The following is a 17,583-nucleotide window of genomic DNA, read 5'->3' as shown; positions in this document are numbered from 1 at the left end:
ATTTTTTTATTTGGAAGTCCCTAATGAGCGGGAGGAGCGCCACCAGGTGGAGGTTCTTGTTGAGAACTGCCCGCTTGAGAGCTTCCTGGTAAACCTGGAAAAGAAATACCAGATTGATTTTGAGGTTGGGGCGGGAAGCTAATCAATATCTTTTCTGTGCCGTTTAGTCCAGCCTTTACTTGAGTACGATTATTAACTGTGGCTCCAGTTGTAATGGGAGTAAATACGGGTGGTTGATTTTTACGCGCCACAAAAACACCTGTCACCTTTTGTTGACGTGTGACTGCGATCGTTGGTACAGTCAAGGCGTTTTGCAACTGACCAACATTGAACTCTAGAGATACATTCATTCCAGAGCGCAACAACTTCTTAGAATCTGAGAACAGAGCAACTTTCACTTCAAAGCTAGTAACATTTTGCTCTACTGTTGCCTGAGCCGCGATTTGTGATACTCGTCCCGCAAATGTTTTTCCGGGGTAAGCATCAGCCTTAATTACCACCTGTTGATTGACACGAATTTCAGAAATGTTGCTTTCCGAGATATTTGCCACCACCTGATTTGTATCAGCTAATGCCAGAATCGATGATGAGGTTGCAGAAGAAACCGAACTACCTGCCGTCATTGGCGTGACAAAGGCACCTGGGTCGGCATACTTGCGAATGACAACCCCATCAAAGGGTGCGCGAATCAGTGTATCATCAATCTGGGTTTGGATGTTTTGTAACGCTCCGCTAGCAGATATCACCTCTGCACGAGCTTGGTCAATATCTTCTTGACGGGTTCCGGCTTTTTGCAGAGATAGTGCTTGTTGTTGCTGCTTTACTTCTGCACGGGCTTGGTCAATATCTTCTTGACGGGTTCCGGCTTTTTGCAGAGATAGTGCTTGTTGCGCTTCCGCTACTTGGGCTTGGGCGCTGTCAAAGTCTGCACGTTTTTGGTTTAAGGCTTGCCGAGAAATTGCTCCAGCATCGTGAAGTTTCTGATTGCGCTGAAAGTCGTCTTTTGCTTGGCTCAAAGTAGCTTGATATCTCTCCAAGCGGGCTTGCGCTTGAGCAATATCCTGAAAGCGATTACCTGTGATGAGTTTGCGTAATTTTGCTTTTAGTTCCTCCAGTTTGGCCTGCGCCTGAGCAATATCTTGAGGGCGATTGCCTGTTATGAGTTTGCGTAGATTTGCCTTTGCTTGTGCCAGTCTCCCCTGCTCTTGGGTTAATTGTCCCTGCAAATTGGAATCATCCATATAAGCCAACACCTGCTTTTCTTTGACATAATCACCTTCCTTAACTAACAGCCTTTTCAAAGTACCTGCCGTTTTGGGACTAAGGTTGATTGACCGCTCAGGTTTAACAGTCCCATTGGCTGAGACAGTCATAGAAAAGTTTGTCCGTTTTAAAGGCACCACCGCCAAGCGTAGATTTGCTTGCTGTTGTTGTTTAACAAGCTGGTGATGAACAAGATAACTAACACCCACAAGTAGGAATAGGGAGAGAAATCCAACTAACCATTTTGTTATCCTTTGTTTCTTTATGGGTGGGAGTGAAGATGTGGAGTCAGTTAGCTTGGGTAGATTCGGGTAATTGACTTTTTCGAGAGGATTAAATGCCATGTTCACTCCTTGAATAAAAACCAGACCCGCCTCTGTTTGGCTGAGTTTATGTAACCATAAGTAGCTGAGATTTGTAATGGCTTTTCCCACACAATTATTTCCTAGAATCTTTCAAGCATACTTACTCTTGAAACGTTCAATAATTTGCTTAGTACCTTCAATCTCTTTCTTAAATTCCTCTTGTTTATCTGGTTTAATTTTGCTCCCAGCTTGTTCAAGGATATTTTTTAAGGCTCTCTCTAAATCAATTTGAATTTGAGTCATTTCATCACGAATTCTATGATTGGTTTCCTGTTCATTGGCGCTCATATTTTTTACCTAGTTGATATAATTCCGACATAAATTATCGCAAATCTAAGGGTTTGAAACCCGCAATATCAACACATAGTTTCAGAGTCAGTCGGGTAATATTACTCTGATGTAATACCAATCCTTTATGAAGATGTGCTAAACCATGTTTAAGTACAAGAAAGAGAAACGAACCGCAAAGGACGCAAAGGACGCAAAGAAAGAAATTAAAAGGGTTTGTGGCAGCCTCATAAAAAAATGGTACAACTCTCTTAAATCCAAAAGTTTGAAATTGTTAATCCGATGATTTTATTTCATCAAGCCTGCCTGAAGTTAGGTGGCTATTTGTCGGAGCATAGTCAGGTTGAACCTTACCATAATCGAGCTTAATAATTTGGTCTGCGAGGTGAAAGTAACGGTCATCATGGGTGATTACTATAACTACTTTCCCACGCTCCTTGAGTTTGACAAGACTTTGCCTATAAAAGACGTCTCGAAAGTGTGGCTCTTGGTCAGATGCCCATTCATCGAATAAATAAATAGGGCGATCTTCTAGATAAGCTGTTAGCAATGCGAGGCGCTTTCTCTGCCCTTGGGATAGGTTAGTTGTTGATAAAACACCATCTCTCACTTTAACTTTATGGTCTAAGTGCAATTGCTTCAGATAACTTTCAACTTCTTGATCAAGACCCCGATGATTGAATCCCAAACAGCTGTCGAAAAGGTAAAAATCAGAGAAGATGGCAGAGAAATGCTGGCGATACCATTCCCGGTTTTCCTCTGTAATCAGTACTCCATCGAGATAAATTGACCCATTTTTCGGTGGATACAATCCCGTAATCAATTTAGCTAGCGTTGACTTGCCACTACCATTGCCACCCACAATATATGTTATTTGTCCCGGCTGCAAAGTTAGACTAATTGGGCCTAGGAGAAACCCCTTTTCATCGTCAGCAGGGGAATGCATATCTCTGGGCTGATGTCCCGGCGGTAAAGATGGACTATTTGGCCCGAAGAGAAACTCTCTCTCATTGCCACGAGGCGGATGGATATCTCTGGGCTTACGTTTTTGTCCCGATTTATGTTTTGGGGGCAAAGATGGACTGTTTGGCCCGAAGAGAAACTCTCTCTCATCACTATTGGGGTGATATATATAGCTGACGCGATCGAGTTCAAGTTTCAGTTCAATTTGACTAGGTTGTTTGACGCTGTAGGAGTTCATTGTTGTGTCAACTTCTGCTTGGTTTGTTAATGAAAGCTTCATCATGTTAATTTTCTGCAACGCAACATTACCTTGCAAGAGATCGGGTAATCTGCGTAATAGATTCTGGAGTGGAAGGGATAGATAGGTAGTAGTGAGAACATAGGTTGACAGCATTGGGATTGGGATATGAAGAAACCAGGGCAATATGAAAAGAATCAAGCCTAAACTAGAAAGCTGTGAAAATTGCCCTAACCCATTAGCGATCGCAAAACTTTGCATTGCGGTAGTATTTTTCTGACGCAGTTTTGTGGCACTACCTTGCAGGTTCTTAGAGGAAAAATCTTCTCGTCTGGTTCTGTGCAGTTTTAGTTCTTTAGTTCCTCTAGTGATAGCTTGAAAATGCTTGAATAAGTTATCCTCCTCTTGACGTGCTATGGAGAACAAATTCTGTGCTTTGCCGAGTCTGGTTTGGACACACCACATAGCAACAGCAGATGTGGCGATTGTCAATGCAAATATAATGTTTGAAATCAAAGACAAGTAGAATAAACATCCCAGAACAGTAGCGAGATCGATACAGATACTAGGAATTGCAGATACAGCGTGTGAAAGGACTCGAACATCATCAGTTAGTATTGCAAGTAAACGATTTTCTCCAAGTCTTTCTAGATGTTCTAAAGGTGAAGATAAGATATTTTGACCTAACCTAACTCGCAATTGGTAAATTGCATTTTGCGAGAGATTAATCAGCATGAATTGCGCGATAGTACTTGTAAAGAGAGTACAAAGACCTAATGCCGCAAAATATAACAGTGCATTGGGAAGTGATGCTTGACTGACAGCCCGATTTATGAGTGAAATCAGCATCGCATTACTACCACCGCTAATTAAGCCTGTGATAGTTGCAATCAAGATACTCCGCCATGATATTTCCCAAAGAAATCGAATAAATCTCATGCTTATGTCCTTTTAGATTGCTCAAAACTGTGGTGCTTATAATATCAGGATGGTTCTTTTAAACTTTTTGAAATAGAATTCCTTCTACTCCAACTCCTGGTGAAAATGAAAAGGCAATTCCAGTTAATGCTTTCGTTTGTTCAGTTGCATCTTTCCAATTTTTATTTGGGTTGTCTAACCCTACGTATTCTTTGTCAGCAGCAGGAGAATTATTTTCACTTCTAAACAGCATACGTTCCATGACAAATAGTACTGAGGGACTAAGCATATTGCCATACTGACGAAGTATCTCCCAACTATCAGCAACTTGACTATCACTGAGTCCCAAAGAATCCTGTGAATTCTGAATAATGCGTGTGCCACCAGGATGAACAGCCCAAAGATCGATACTCTTTTTAGTAAGCTTATGGCTTGCTAAAAAACGTTCGATAATTGGATTAACACCAGTCTTAATATAGTCAGGCAACTGACGCGAAAGCTGACAAGTAATCCCATTATCTTTTATGCCAAGAACGATGCCGTCTTCGGTATTTTCAACAAGATAACTTAGGTGATCTCTAATGATGACTTTACCTTGACCGATTGCTTGCTCTGGTTGACAAGCTCCGATAACTACTGCGGCACACCCATCGCCAAAAATGCTATGAATAACAACATCATTCATTTCATCTTCAAACACTGCATTGATTGAACTTAGTTCAAGGCATACTAAAAGGACTTTGTGTGTGGGATTAGCTCGGACATGATCGCAAGCAACACGCAGTCCATTCATTGCGGCTGCACAACCCATAAAATTCACTGTTACTCGAGCTGTGTCTCGCCTGAGTCCAAGGCTTTTAATCAATTCTGTATCTATTCCCGGTGCTATGAAGCCTGTACTCGATACAAAAACAATCAGGCGGATATGATCTTTGATGTTCATATCTGAGTACAAATGATTGCTAGTCTCCATACTTTCAGAGGCAGTTAAGAGTGCTTTTTTAGCAACCCGTTCCGCTAGGGGTACAGCAAACTCTTGATACATCTGCATTCGAGATTGAATAGTCTTACTGTAGTTGTGAGCGATCGCTTCATCGGATAATAAGTTGACGGCCAGGTGTCTTGTATCAATTCGAGTATTTTTATAAAGCTTATCGATCCGGCATCGATTTTGCTCTAAGCTAGGAATCTTCGCAACTAATCCAGCCGCGTCAGATTGTCGAACGATATTGTTGGGGGTACCAGTTGCTATACTCTCAATGATCGGTAAAAACTGCTTTAACTTAATCGTACCAAGTTCAGAAGAGCTATATTTATCTTTAATTTCGGTTAGCTGAACAGCAGGTAAACTATCTCTTTTGTTGTGTATTGCTAGAGTCTTTTTGGGATTCATACAGTTTTTATCCTTTTCCTGGTTGCAATTTGTCTGATCAATTTTAGGATTCTAACAACACAGTTACTATTAATAGCAACTGTGTTGATTATTAGATTGAACCGATACCAAGAAAACCTTGGATAACATATTTCACCGATCTGATTAATTCTTGTGGGTGAAAGTGTTCTTTCAACAATCCAAAGTTATTTTCTTTTGCCGTTCTTGATGGGCCTAACAAGTAATGTTTTACCAAGATTGGCAGACGATCAAAGAAGAAGTTCTTTGGTTTTGACCAGACAACGTTAAATTTCTCTGCCTCTTCTCGGACGATATCTTCGCTGATAATATTTGCAAAACCACTTTTTTGGTATGGAAGCACATGGTGTACACGATGTGGACTAAGACCTGCTGATAGAAAGCAGTCAATGTACTTGTTGCCAATCATAGTCAAATCATAGGAGTTTCTAATTTGGGATACTGCCCAATCTTCTGACGGATCGGCTTCTTCTTCTTCAAAATCGTGACTAGCGACAATCATGAAGGTACTGATCCATAGAGTTAGAACAAATTGTGCAAGCCAAGCTCCAAGGTCGCCATGCATCCAAAACAAAATCAACTCGCCAACAAGAATTACCCGCATACCAAAGGTGCCGACATAATGGGGAAAACCTCGTTGCCAAGAGCCATACATATCTTTTACACCAAACTTTATTCCTAATGCACATATCTCAATAAGTCGCACGAACATACCAGTGAGAACGTGACCAAGTTTATGTACAGTATGAACCGGAATTCGATAGTAACGAGGAAGTTCCAGCATGGCTGTGAAAACATTTCTCTTGATATCAACTTGACTCTGAGTAAATGGATGATGCATTAAAGTATGACCATCGGTTACGACAAAAGCCATTGGAACGTAGCTGATATCAAAAATATGTGCGAATACTTTATTGAGGCGAACTTGTGCGCGATGGATTAAATAGTGACCCGCACCTGTGAGCGAGATTCTGAGAGCCGCCATGAGGGGAACAAAGAGATAAATTGGCATATACTGCATGAAATTTAACCGCAGCACTTGCACAAGGATATAGACAATGAGCAAAATGATTGTTACCACATCAAAAATGAAGTCCATTTGCTCAATCTTTTTTTTCATTTTTGGCTCGTTTAGCCTTGTTTTAATTCGATTCAGCAGTTGCTCTTTGTTTTGGAAGTTAAACTTCGGTGTATCTCTCCAACCATCAAATCCTTCACGAAACAAGAATGGTGGAGCATTGTATTTGGGATGAACGTCTTCAGGTCTAGCTTCTCGTCCCAAAGCATATTTCTTGAGGACTCTTTTGGACTTTTCGGGATTAGGATGAAAAATATTAACCAGTGTCGTGATATCTCTATTCTTCATACGTCCAATGAAGAACTCACCGCCGGGATGCCGCTTGATAAAGTCGGATAGATCGTATACTTCGCCGTCGTAAATCCATATATTAGGCAAATTAGGTGGAGGCTCTTTCCCAATTTCACCAGGAGGTCGTTGTGGTTTTTCCTCGCTGTTGACATTAGGCATAATAGCTGGAGGCTCTTTGCCAATTTCACCAGGAGGTAGTTGTGGCTTTTCCTCGCTATTGACATTAGGCATAATAGCTGGAGGCTCTTTGGCGTAGGCGTAGCCCGCACTTCGGCTTGGCTCAGTGACCTCCGCAGGCATTGCATCAGCAGGTAGTTGTGGTTTTTCCTGGTTCTTGACACGGCTAATATCTTCAGCAATGCTTGCATCATGAGCAAGAACAAACTCGGAAAGCTTTTGATTTTTCTCCCGATGTCTGAAGATTTGTATGTGCTTAAAAGCCTGTACTATTGCATTCATAATACCTGAGACTCCTGAATATTTTTGAATGTGTTTATCCTGCTCATGACGCATCCTTTCTGAAGCGTGAGTGCAGTTTTTCATCACTTGATGTATCAAATCTAAACTTGAGAAAAAATCTAAACTTATGCATGCATCTAGCCCGGATGCAAGCAAACACAGAAATTAAGTTTGAAAGCTCTTATTTAACCTGGGGAACTCAGTAGGGTAAAATATCGATAGTTACTTTTGACCGCTTTTTGCAGAACATGGCTAATTTTTGCAATATTACTCATTGAATTACAATACAGTTTTCTGCAATCTTGCATACATGATGATACACAGGATAACCGCATCTAAATTTGAGTGTTAAATGTGTTAGGCAGGGAGTAGGGAGTGGGGAGTAGGGAATGGGGAATCAGCCCTTTCGAGTTGTACGGAGTTTTTTCAAAAATCAAATAGGAGTCTAGGACTTACGCACTGTACAAATTAATCGTGATCTGCGTTAACAAAAATAGGTTGTTTCAGGCTTTTCTTATTATCCTTTGATCGTAAATAGACGATGCTGTAGGGGTAAAGCATGCTTTACCCCTACGAAAGATGTGATTTTTCACCTTATACATATTTGGTATTTCTTGTCAATACGTAAGTCCTAGAGTCTAGCCCTTTCAAGGTGTGTTAATGTTCTGTGTTTTCTGGGCTAGAATCTTAGCAGTTGAGACATGGGGCTTGTTCTTAAGATAAGTTCGTTTTGGTTGAGCAATCTTTGGACCTCTTGGGTGGCGGCGAAAAGCTCTCAGCTTGGCAAGACCTGCCAGATGTTTGAGAATTTGCGATAATTCTATGAAGGTCATGTTGTGAAAAACACGCCATTCTTCAGAGGGAATCGCAATCATCATCCCCCGGTAAGTACCCCTGATTTCGTCGGCTAAATAGTAGCTAGAAATTTCGGCTTCTATCTTTTCGGTTCCATGAACACTTCTGAGGGCTGCCTTAACGGTAGACAGGACGTTATAAGCAACTAAAGCCACGCAAAAGGTAAACAAAGCAGCTTTTGGATAGCCTAGCGTATTAATCTCGCAGCAGAGATTTTCTGTCAGGACTTGAAACAAGGTTTCGAGTTTCCAACGTTTGCGGTACAGTTGGGCTATCAAAAGTGCATCTATGACCGTTGCGCGAGTACCCGCGCCGGCCACGCTATCAGACAAGAAATTAGTGACAAGAAAAATTTCTCTGTCCCCGTCACGATTAGGCTGCTCTAAGCAAACCTTCACACGACGTGCCTTTAACAGTTGACCATCATCGGCACTCAAAATGATGTTTTGCTCAAATACAGTACCACTATCGCTTTGACCTACTAGCCGGAAATCATCAGTTGCTTGCCAAGGCATAGTTTGATGCTGTCGAATAATAAAGTAGCCTTTGTGAGTAGCAACACCGAATAAAAACTTGAGTGTGCAAAAATTACGGTCTGCAATCCAAACGTCATCTTCTTCAACAGTTGGTAGTACCTCGTCAAATAGAGAACGCTCCTGAGCATGACCATCTTCACAAGGAAATACGTCCACTGCTAGCATCAAACTCGGGTCAAGTACGACTAAGGATTGGCCCGGCAATGGGGCGCTACTAATGTCGCGTAACGCTTTGAGACGGTGTTCAGTCGCAGCGATCGCGTTCCCATCAAGAATCTTGACTCGATAACCTGGTAGCAAATCAGGCACTGTAGCGTTGAGATGCCGAATCGTCGCTTCCATTTGTCCTGCAACTTCTCTGACTAACTCCGCACTGATAATCGGTTCAATGCCATTTATTTTGTTGTAGATCGAGGTCACTGAAACACTTATTTCTTCTGAGGATGCTTGGTGGGCTGCATGTACTGATGGGTGAACTCCACTGACGACAAGGCTCATTAAATTTACTACTGTGGAAAACAATAACTCACGGGTGTACTGAGTTTTTGCACTCCGTTCAAATAGTTCATCCAGGGTTTGGGGACATAGTGCTTTCTCTAAAAGCCCCCGAACCATCACTGATACTGGACTCTCTTTTACAAACCGCTCAAACACCTGCCCTAGCAACATTTCTTTTCTCCACCCTGAGATTTTCACCTCTCTTAACCAAACTACAAATTAGTCCATTACACAACACCTTGAAAGGGCTAGTCCTAGAGTCCTATAGTCGGATTAATAACTGCTTATTGACACATATTTAGCGTCACCGAACAGCCAGCACTTCGGCATAGTTCGATTTTGCTACTTCGGCTGCGCTCAGTACCCTTCGGCAGAGCTACGGGCAGGCAAAGTCAGTAGAAGAGACTCTGTTACCACCGTAGAGATCGCCTTGAGAGTACCGCCTGAAATCGACTCTGCAAGAATTGCTATTTGCTGGGTAAATTGGGATATAGATGCGGAAAAATTTTTTGTGTAAACTTGACCAGCAAATGGTAATGAAAAACTATTATCAAGATTTTATAATTCGTGATTGGGTGGAAAGCGATCGCACTAGAGCCGCCGAAGTCATCAGTTATGTATTATCAGAATACGGTCTGGGTTGGGAACCAAAGGGCGCTGACCGAGATGTACTGCGAGTAGAGGAATATTATTTAGCGACTGGGGGAGAGTTTTGGGTAATTGAACACCAAAGCCAGTTAGTAGGTACTGGAGCTTACTACCCGATACACCGTGGCAAAAAAGCTGTAGAAATCCGCAAAATGTATCTTTTGCCGAGCATCAGGGGTTTGGGATTAGGGAAATATTTGTTACAACAGCTAGAAGCCGCGATCGCACAGCGTGGATTTGGGCAAATTTGGATTGAAACCGCCAGCGTTTTGGTGGAAGCAGTCAAGCTGTATGAAAGTAACGGCTACACTCCAGCAACGGGAGTCGAAACTACAAGGTGCGATCGCGTGTATGTTAAGTCATTGGTCAATGGTCATTAGTCAAGAGTTACTAGCTAAGGACAAATGACAAAGGACAAAGGACAATTCTAAATGCACGCTTGGACTAAAAATCTCACAGGTTTACTCAATCTTTTTCTCCAATCCCATTGCCCCCTATGTCAACGCGCAACTTCCCAAGAATTCTGTCACAACTGCACCAGACAACTGCAAAAATGTCAACGTCAAGACCCGATTTCTTTATGGCAAGAGACTATACCAGTGTTTGGTTGGGGGGAGTATGGTGGCCCGGTGAAACGAGCGATCGCGGCGATGAAATACGAAAATCAACCCCAAATAGCTCGTCCTTTGGGTCAATGGTTAGGAGAAGCATGGTTGTTAAATTCACCGAGGCGAGATAGCCAGCCTGTGGTAGTTCCGATCCCACTCCACGCTAGCAAGCAAAAGCAACGTAAATACAATCAAGCCGCACTGATAGCACAAAGCTTCTGCGAAATCACTGGATTAAAATTGAAACTAAACGGTTTAGCAAGAGTGCGAGAAACTGAAGCGCAGTTTGGTTTGTCTCTATCGAAACGAGAAAAAAACTTGGATAAAGCTTTTGCTGTTGGCCAAGAATTTCGCGATCGTCCTCCAAATGTCCCAGTGCTGTTAGTGGACGATATTTATACTACTGGTGCTACTGCCAGGTCTGCTGTGCAAACACTTCGTCAGCATGGAATTGTAGTCTTAGGATTAGTAGCAGTAGCCACTACGGTCAAAGAGGGATAAATTAAGAATTAATGGGCAAGCTTTGACAGATAAGTGCAGAAATTGACCAAATTACCCTATTTTTGTGGAAAAATTGTTTGAAATGTATGAATAAAGTTTTTGCGGTGGGTTTAAAACAACTCATCATCATTCCTGCCACATTGCTGACAATCGGTATAAGTACAAGTGCAGCTTTTGCTCAAAATAAGTTGTATAGTCCAATCCCTTTATCTAACAGTACTGAAATTAATGATACCCTCACAGACAAAGACATTCCCACAGGTCAAGGTGGGTTTGCCCGTGATTACACAGTGAGGTTAGCGAAGGGCGATAATTTAGCAGTTGACCTGTCATCTGAAAACTTTGACACCATCATCACACTGCTGGCACCTGATGGTTCGACTGTGGCAGAAAATGATGATGGTCCTGATGGTACTAGCAATTCCCTACTATTTACTCGCATTGTAGAGACAGGGAATTATGTTATTCGTGTCCGGTCTTTTGGGGAAACTGGGGTTGGGGCTTTTAAACTCAAAGTGACAAAGTTGCAGCCGATTAAATGAAGGGCATTGGGCATGGGGCATTGGGCATGGGGCATTGGGCATGGGGCATGGGTTATTTTCCTCATCTCCCTCATCCCCCTCATCCCCCTCATCCCCCTCATCCCCCTCATCTTAAAAAACGGTCAGCACGCAGAGAAATAAGGCTTCAGTCCACTCAACGACTGCGCCGTAGGTATCTCCAGTGTGTCCGCCTAATTTGTGGTTGAACCATGCACCAGTTAAAGTAGCGATCGCACTCCCAGCAACAATCATTCCCACTGCAAGAAATAGCTGCTGTTGATCTATCAGCCAAAGTAAACCACTCAAACTAAACAACAACAACAATCCTGGTAACAAATCTTTGTAAGAACGAATGGCTTGTTTGTGAAATGCACCTTTACCAGTTGGTTTCAGATAAGGATATCGCGCGATCGCCAGCTGTTGCCCCCAGCGTCCCCAGCCACAAGCAGCCATCAGCAATAACCAACGGTTTTCTGGCATATCCGTTAAAGCTGTTATTTTCAGTATCACCAAGGCGATCGCTGCCATTGCCCCAAATGCACCCGTAGCACTATCTGTCATCACCTCCAGTCGCCGATTTGGGTCGCCCACTGCCAAACCATCGGCAGTATCCATTGCCCCATCTAAGTGCAGTCCTCCAGTCATGGCAATCCAAACACTTACTACCAAAGCACTACGAGTTAAAACTGGTATACCAATATAATTCATGCCCGTATCTAGTAACCCTAAAATTCCCCCAATCACCAACCCTACAAGCGAAGCAAGATGTGCTACTCCTCGAAAATCCAATCCGTTCAAATACGGGAGTGGAATAACAGTGTAAAATATAATACTAGCTGCTAGCTTTAACAACAGCTTTTTCCACCACTGTTGCTGTTTCGTCATCAGGATTACATTAATATTTGGTTAATTGCTGGATAATAGTCATAATTTCGGTACAACCGACATGACCAGACTTTAAAGCTTTAGATAAGATTTACTTCTATTAGAAATTATCCCTGAAAATTTTGTTATGCTGGTCTAGGTGATAGACAGATATAAGAGTGCTATCTTATACAAAAAATCCAGGATTCAGGAAATTAAAATTCCATCAGGGATCAAAATTTGTGTTTTGTATACGTTAACCAAAAACTTACTCCAATTTGTTAGACGATTGCCCCACAAAATTGATATTTTTTTAAATGTGGGAGTAAACAAGCTATTCAATTATGACAGTTTAGCTATGTTGCCACTCTCGTTAGCTCAATCGCTATTTTCCTATGAGTCACCATCTACCCGACATCAGGATACCAGCTCCGTGCATTATTAACACGGGCATCATTGTGAATAAGATCGACATCCGGCGATTGCTGGCAGATTTAGGTCGAGTCCACTACATCTACACCCAAGAAGATAAGGTACTGAGCGAGGGTGAAGGGGATGTGATGGAAGTTTTTGCTAATCCGCAAAGGTCTACTTTAGTGGCTAACCACGCGCTATATCTGAATGTTTGTAGTTTTGATTACTTGGAACTAAAACAGTCGTCGCAACAAGAAACCTACTTCGATTTAATGCAAGAAGGAGTTTGTCTGCGGTTGATTCCCCGCTCAACCCCTTTACAAGAGCGACGAGAGCGAAACTTCAATCTCAGCGCCATAGAAGCGATGATGGAGCAAGTATTCTCAGCCAGGTTGGATGCAGAAATTGACGATGACTGTTGTGATTCTTTCTAGTATTACAGTATATACTCGTAAAGTTGGTAACTAAGTTAGTAGTGAGTCCTTAAGTGTTGACTAAAACTCAATTACCAATTTTGATGTTTGTCCATAATTTAGCCAAATAATATTAATTTTGCCCTAATACCATTTGGTTTTATGGCTGCTAGTTATGGATTTCTGAAACTCTTTACTGATTAGGGTTTCACAATCCAAAATCTAAAATCTAAAATCCAAAATGGCATGAGTGCGAATTTTTCCTTTGAATGTCTTGCTTGCTGTAGCCAAACCAAAGCTAGAGCCGGAGTGTTTTTCACGCCTCACGGTGTTGTAGAAACCCCCAGATTTATGCCAGTGGGAACGCTGGCAAATGTAAAAACTATTACCCCAGCCCAGCTACGAGATACTGGGGCGCAAATGATTTTATCCAATACTTATCATCTTCACCTACAACCAGGGGAAGCGATCGTGGCTGGGGCTGGTGGGTTACACAAATTTATGGGGTGGAACGGGCCGATGCTCACAGATTCGGGTGGGTTTCAGGTGTTCAGCTTAAGCGAGATGCGAAAAATTACTGAAGAAGGCGTAACTTTTCGATCGCCCCATGATGGACGAATTATTAATTTGACACCAGAGCTATCCATTGAGATTCAAAATACTTTGGGGGCAGATGTGATTATGGCCTTTGATGAGTGTCCGCCCTACCCAGCGACTCGCCAAGAGGTAGAAACTGCAACTGAGCGCACTTATCGCTGGTTAGAACGCTGCATAACGGCTCATAAAAGTAGTGAGCAGGCGTTGTTTGGGATTGTGCAAGGGGGCGTGTATTTGGATTTGCGTTGCCGTGCGGCTGAAGCTTTGGCTAAATTGGATTTGCCGGGATATGCCATTGGTGGGGTGAGTGTCGGAGAACCGCCAGAATTGATGGCTGAGATTGTAAAAGTCACAGCACCGCTTCTCCCCCCCGAAAAACCGCGTTACTTGATGGGTGTGGGTACTTATCGGGAAATGGCGATCGCGATCGCATCTGGTATAGATTTATTTGATTGCGTAATTCCCACACGCTGGGCCAGACATGGGACGGCAATAGTCCAGGGCGGACGCTGGAATTTAAAAAATGCTAAGTTTCGTGAAGATTTTACGCCATTAGATGGAACTTGTGCATGCTACACTTGTCAAAATTTTAGCCGTGCTTATATATCTCATTTAGTGCGATCGCAGGAAATTTTAGCTTATACCTTGTTGAGCATTCACAACATTACCGAACTAATTCGCTTTACGCAGCATATTAGAGAAGCTATATTGAGCGATCGCTTCATCACAGAATTTGGTCACTGGCTTAATCAAGAAAGGGGAGATGAGGAAGATGAGGGAGATAGGGGGGTAAGAGGAGCAGAGGAAACAAGGGAAGAATAATAATTTTTAACTCCTAACTCCTAACTCCTAACTCCTGACCAAACCATGTTAAGATATTTCTCAATTATGAAAGCTGTGTTGAATAGGTGGATTTAAACAAACATGGAAGCAGCACTTTTATTAGCAAAACTGCCTGAAGCTTACCAAATCTTTGATCCCTTAGTGGACGTTCTCCCTGTTATTCCCGTATTTTTCTTGTTACTTGCTTTCGTTTGGCAAGCAGCCGTGGGATTTAGGTAAGTTAATCTATTTTTCAATTTATAGGACAGGTACTCCACCTGTCCTATTTTTTTGTGACGACATATTTTATAAAATTAATATTTATTAATATTTTGTGATGAATTAAGATAATAATTAAGATGTGAATCAAGCCATGTCAATATGAAGCCTTGCAAGCCAAGCTTAGAGTCAAGGAGGAATCGGTTATGGGTAATATCAAATTCGTTAAAGAGAATAAAGAAGTAGTAGCGGCGGATGGTGCAAATCTTCGGCTCAAGGCAATCCAAAATGGTATTGATATATATACATTGATTGGCAAGATGACTAATTGCGGTGGTAATGGTCAATGTGGCACTTGCGTTGTCCAGATAGTGGAAGGACTAGAAAATCTTTCCCCCCGCACAGACGTAGAAAACCGGAAATTCAAGAAAAAGCCGGAAAATTACCGCCTTGCCTGTCAAACCTTAGTGAATGGATCAGTCAGTGTAGTCACAAAGCCTTAAAATAATTCGTAATTCGTAATTCGTAATAGAGCCTCCGGCACGCACTCGCGTTCGTAATTAAGTTTTGTAACGGGGATTTTAATTAGGCATGAAAACGTGCTGCCGTCGTTAGGCAGGGGAATTAAACCCCTAAACTTTGTTAAATACTCAAATCTGCCATTGCTCGAATTTGTATCCAGTCAGTAGTCAAAATACTTACCAAAATTGAATTTCCTAATTTTAGTAAGTATTTTGAATTTTGAATTTTGAATTGGTATAACTCTGTCATCAATAATGCTATCCTAATGTTGTTGACTGGAAATTTAAGAGAGGTTTTCTTGCCATGCAAGTTAATGACCTGGGATTCATAGCGAGCATTTTGTTCGTACTGGTTCCCGCTGTGTTTTTACTAATTCTGTACATCCAAACTGCTAGCCGCGAAGGTGGAAAAGATAGTTAAGAATTTGTGTATAAAATAAATAACCCCTGCACCAGTAGTGTAGGGGTTTTTATTTATCAACTACTAACTTTATTTTGACTTTAAGCAATTGTCCGCGCCAACAATACTGGACAAGTGGCATTGACTCGAACATAGTCAGACAAAGAAGTACCGATGAGTCGGTCTATATCAACAAAACTCTTAGCGATTGATGGACGACGATCTGGAGAACCAAGCAATAATAAGTCTATATTCAACTCCTCTGCCAACCGACAAATTTCTTCACCAGGTTTACCACTGCTGATATAAGAACGAGATTGGATACCCTGTTTTTCAGCTTCTGCAACTGCGGCTGCTAAAACTGGATTTTTATCTGAGTTAACCTCGGTTATTTCCGATTTCTTACCGCCTAAATCTGTACTAATATTTGCTAAAATTAACTGGCCGCCCTGAATATCTCGCAACAAGAATAGAGCTAATTTTAAGCAATTTTTTGCTGAATCAGAGTTGTCTATTGCCACCATAATCCGCTTAATTCTTTTTACATAAATGTCATCCTTTACTAGCAACATGGGGCGAGAAGATAGTTGGAAAACATACTGACTGACTGAGTTCGATAAAATCGATTGCAGCCGCTTCAGTCCCCGTGAACCCATAATAATCAAGTCAGCGTCGATTTCATCAGCTACTTGGCAAACTACATCTTTGGGGTCGCCTTCACGCAAAATTGAAGAAACCTGACTAGGATCTAAGTTCAAAGTTTGAATGGCATTCGCCAGAATTTTACCACCATTTTCCCATTTAGCTGTCATGGTAGCAGCAGCATTTTGTGCTTGAACAACATGCAAAATTGTAACTTTCGCAGATTGAATTGAAGGGATTTCTTTCAGGGTTTTGAGCATTTCTTCTGCGTGTCCCAATCCCGATACAGCCAGCAAAATTCTTCTGATCATCTTACGCAATTTTTGTGAAGTTTACTTTGGTTTTCGCTGTTAGTACTTGGCTTAGGTCGGATTTTTACCGCCTTGCTTGACAACCTAGTTAGTAAGTTGGCACAAATAAACTTTGTTTTTTAGTATTTAACACTCAACCAAATGGCAAAGTATAAACAACTCAACAAATGTTTAAGTTTATTTGCACTTAGTTACTTAAATTCTCAACTAGACTTCAATTATTAAGCATACTCTCAATTTAGCCTAAAGAACTTAATAAATTATGATGTTAGTTGGGGTAAAAGTAGCGAAGCTGTCACCAGCCGCCACGCAATGGTTCTGTACGCCACTATATTGCCGCCCTTTGATAACCCAAGTGGGAACAACTGGGACTTTTGCCGCGTTGCACAAGTCTGGGTGGGGATTGATGCCTCTGCGATCGCCTGTTTTGATAATCTGCTAGGCTTCTTTGCCAAAGAGTAGCTTCTATTCGTGGGTGGCAATGAGGACAGCACCACGCGACATATTCTTTTGCACCTATGTTCACCAGATGCCGTGTTAGGGCTATCTCTGCCTCCCCAGAAGTAGTAGTGATTTCCCAGCCTACTCTTAAAGAGTAGTGGCTCAAAGCAAATCGTCCTCCACAGCCTACCATCGCTAATCCAGGGTTTCAAAGCAAGCTTTGTGTTAAAAGCTTAAGTAGTCAAATGAAAGTCGTAATAGTTTGTTAACAATGTGTGCAGATTTTTTTCTACCTTCAACTATTCGCTATATAAATCTTTCAGCTTGTTTGATGCGAGTTTTTTCCTAACTAAATTATCCGAGAACTATTGGATTATCTACCAAAGTTAAGATAAAAATTAATAATTATGTAACTCAAAATTTAAAATCTATCTATTGGGCAATACGCTTGGGTTAAGGCTTAACTCTTTGTCAAAG

General features: G+C 41.8%; 16 protein-coding genes and 1 pseudogene. 8 read left to right on the top strand and 9 right to left on the bottom strand.

What is annotated here, in order from left to right; genetic code table 11:
• Nucleotides 1-20 precede the first annotated feature (20 nt).
• The 6 genes from V7L05_RS05940 to V7L05_RS05915 form a co-directional block, all read right to left on the bottom strand.
• A complete protein-coding gene (locus V7L05_RS05940; protein WP_335162798.1) occupies nucleotides 21-1,607 on the bottom strand; it encodes an efflux RND transporter periplasmic adaptor subunit in 1,587 nt (528 codons plus the stop codon).
• Between the two features lie 111 nt (nucleotides 1,608-1,718).
• Complete coding sequence (locus tag V7L05_RS05935; RefSeq protein WP_335162696.1) at nucleotides 1,719-1,916, bottom strand: hypothetical protein; 198 nt, start codon at nucleotides 1,914-1,916, stop codon at nucleotides 1,719-1,721.
• Nucleotides 1,917-2,190: 274 nt separating this feature from the next.
• Nucleotides 2,191-4,056 carry an ATP-binding cassette domain-containing protein gene (locus tag V7L05_RS05930; RefSeq protein WP_335162694.1) on the bottom strand — a complete coding sequence of 622 codons (1,866 nt, stop codon included), beginning with the start codon at nucleotides 4,054-4,056 and terminating at the stop codon, nucleotides 2,191-2,193.
• 58 nt (nucleotides 4,057-4,114) lie between these two features.
• Entirely contained in the window at nucleotides 4,115-5,428 is a 1,314-nt protein-coding gene (locus tag V7L05_RS05925; protein WP_335162692.1) for a type III polyketide synthase, read from the bottom strand.
• 91 nt (nucleotides 5,429-5,519) lie between these two features.
• Nucleotides 5,520-7,328: a cytochrome b5 domain-containing protein gene (locus V7L05_RS05920; protein ID WP_335162690.1), complete on the bottom strand. Its 1,809-nt coding sequence runs from the start codon at nucleotides 7,326-7,328 to the stop codon at nucleotides 5,520-5,522.
• A 593-nt stretch (nucleotides 7,329-7,921) separates the two neighbouring features.
• On the bottom strand, nucleotides 7,922-9,334 hold the full coding sequence (locus V7L05_RS05915) for a transposase (protein WP_335162688.1): 1,413 nt from the start codon (nucleotides 9,332-9,334) through the stop codon (nucleotides 7,922-7,924).
• A 365-nt stretch (nucleotides 9,335-9,699) separates the two neighbouring features.
• Here V7L05_RS05915 and V7L05_RS05910 point away from each other — a divergent pair, with 365 nt between their 5' ends.
• From V7L05_RS05910 to V7L05_RS05900, 3 genes are all read left to right on the top strand, one after another.
• Nucleotides 9,700-10,191, top strand: coding sequence for a GNAT family N-acetyltransferase (locus V7L05_RS05910; RefSeq protein WP_335162686.1), 492 nt, complete (start codon nucleotides 9,700-9,702; stop codon nucleotides 10,189-10,191).
• A gap of 51 nt (nucleotides 10,192-10,242) precedes the next feature.
• On the top strand, nucleotides 10,243-10,920 hold the full coding sequence (locus tag V7L05_RS05905) for a ComF family protein (RefSeq protein ID WP_335162683.1): 678 nt from the start codon (nucleotides 10,243-10,245) through the stop codon (nucleotides 10,918-10,920).
• 86 nt (nucleotides 10,921-11,006) lie between these two features.
• The gene (locus V7L05_RS05900) at nucleotides 11,007-11,462 is read left to right on the top strand and encodes a PPC domain-containing protein (protein ID WP_335162681.1); all 456 of its coding nucleotides are present in this window, start codon (nucleotides 11,007-11,009) and stop codon (nucleotides 11,460-11,462) included.
• Between the two features lie 111 nt (nucleotides 11,463-11,573).
• On the opposite strand, the gene cobS is transcribed toward V7L05_RS05900, so the two are convergent.
• Nucleotides 11,574-12,347, bottom strand: coding sequence for an adenosylcobinamide-GDP ribazoletransferase (gene cobS / locus V7L05_RS05895; protein WP_335162679.1), 774 nt, complete (start codon nucleotides 12,345-12,347; stop codon nucleotides 11,574-11,576).
• Nucleotides 12,348-12,721: 374 nt separating this feature from the next.
• Between cobS and V7L05_RS05890 the strand changes: the two genes are divergently transcribed.
• The 5 genes from V7L05_RS05890 (at nucleotide 12,722) to psbM (ending at nucleotide 15,733) form a co-directional block, all read left to right on the top strand.
• Entirely contained in the window at nucleotides 12,722-13,174 is a 453-nt protein-coding gene (locus tag V7L05_RS05890) for a hypothetical protein (protein WP_335162677.1), read from the top strand.
• A gap of 225 nt (nucleotides 13,175-13,399) precedes the next feature.
• On the top strand, nucleotides 13,400-14,572 hold the full coding sequence (gene tgt, locus V7L05_RS05885) for a tRNA guanosine(34) transglycosylase Tgt (RefSeq protein WP_335162675.1): 1,173 nt from the start codon (nucleotides 13,400-13,402) through the stop codon (nucleotides 14,570-14,572).
• A 102-nt stretch (nucleotides 14,573-14,674) separates the two neighbouring features.
• Nucleotides 14,675-14,812 (top strand): photosystem II reaction center protein K, encoded by a 138-nt coding sequence (locus tag V7L05_RS05880; RefSeq protein WP_006195022.1) that lies wholly within the window; start codon nucleotides 14,675-14,677, stop codon nucleotides 14,810-14,812.
• Between the two features lie 185 nt (nucleotides 14,813-14,997).
• Nucleotides 14,998-15,294 carry a 2Fe-2S iron-sulfur cluster-binding protein gene (locus V7L05_RS05875; RefSeq protein ID WP_334949661.1) on the top strand — a complete coding sequence of 99 codons (297 nt, stop codon included), beginning with the start codon at nucleotides 14,998-15,000 and terminating at the stop codon, nucleotides 15,292-15,294.
• 322 nt (nucleotides 15,295-15,616) lie between these two features.
• Nucleotides 15,617-15,733 (top strand): photosystem II reaction center protein PsbM, encoded by a 117-nt coding sequence (psbM, locus tag V7L05_RS05870; RefSeq protein ID WP_084227279.1) that lies wholly within the window; start codon nucleotides 15,617-15,619, stop codon nucleotides 15,731-15,733.
• An 80-nt stretch (nucleotides 15,734-15,813) separates the two neighbouring features.
• Here psbM and V7L05_RS05865 read toward each other — a convergent pair whose 3' ends face one another.
• Both V7L05_RS05865 and V7L05_RS05860 read right to left on the bottom strand, forming a co-directional pair.
• Nucleotides 15,814-16,665: a universal stress protein gene (locus V7L05_RS05865; RefSeq protein ID WP_335162672.1), complete on the bottom strand. Its 852-nt coding sequence runs from the start codon at nucleotides 16,663-16,665 to the stop codon at nucleotides 15,814-15,816.
• A 252-nt stretch (nucleotides 16,666-16,917) separates the two neighbouring features.
• A pseudogene (locus tag V7L05_RS05860) lies at nucleotides 16,918-17,251 on the bottom strand (hypothetical protein); the annotation flags it as partial.
• Nucleotides 17,252-17,583: the final 332 nt, after the last annotated feature.

This window comes from Nostoc sp. (genome assembly GCF_036917755.1).
Taxonomy (GTDB): Bacteria; Cyanobacteriota; Cyanobacteriia; order Cyanobacteriales; family Nostocaceae; genus Nostoc.
Note: the sequence above shows the minus strand (reverse complement) of the source record. Positions and strands in the feature narration are given on the sequence as shown.